General features: G+C 61.5%; 1 protein-coding gene. It reads left to right on the top strand.

Annotated features, from left to right (window positions below):
- A partial coding sequence (locus GY769_12530) for a TonB-dependent receptor (GenBank protein MCP4202747.1) occupies positions 1 to 584 on the top strand: 584 nt, incomplete at both ends.

Genomic DNA, 584 nt, shown 5'->3' with positions numbered 1-584 from the left:
GTGGAGTGCCTTCGTCGCCGATGCCTGGCAAGTCAGCAACAACGTGACCCTCGAGCTCGGTGTACGTTACGATAAAAGCAAGGGCTGGATCAAGGATCTAGCACGCCTCGACGACGATAACAACCCCACCGGCGAGATCGTCCCGGGCAGGGACACGGTCGAATGGGACTACATCGACCCGCGCCTCGGCTTTGCCTGGGACATCGGGGGCACCGGAGAGAACGCCCTCCGCGGCTCGGTCGGGCGCTTCCACGCCGGGTTGATCGCCGGCGACTATAACTACCCGCCGCCCGAAATGCCGTCTTATTGGTATGAGATCCAGGACCCGGCAACAGGCGAATGGGGGTATTCGCACGGCTTTTTTGAAGCAGAAGACGTAACCCTCGCACCGGGCGTCAAGAACGCCGAGACCTGGGAGTACACCCTCGGCTTCGAACACGAGCTGACCGCGACCAGCGCGATCGGCATTTCGGCGGCCTACAAGCAGACCACGGACATGCTCGGCTGGTACATCGCCGACAACGGCGAGTTCAATTGGGTAACCATCACCGACGAAGTGACCGGAGAAGCGATCGAGCTCAAGG

The organism is bacterium (assembly GCA_024224155.1).
In the GTDB taxonomy this organism is placed as follows: domain Bacteria; phylum Acidobacteriota; class Thermoanaerobaculia; order Multivoradales; family JAHEKO01; genus CALZIK01.
The sequence above is the reverse complement of the archived record's forward strand: the minus strand, read 5'-3'. Positions and strand labels throughout refer to the sequence as shown.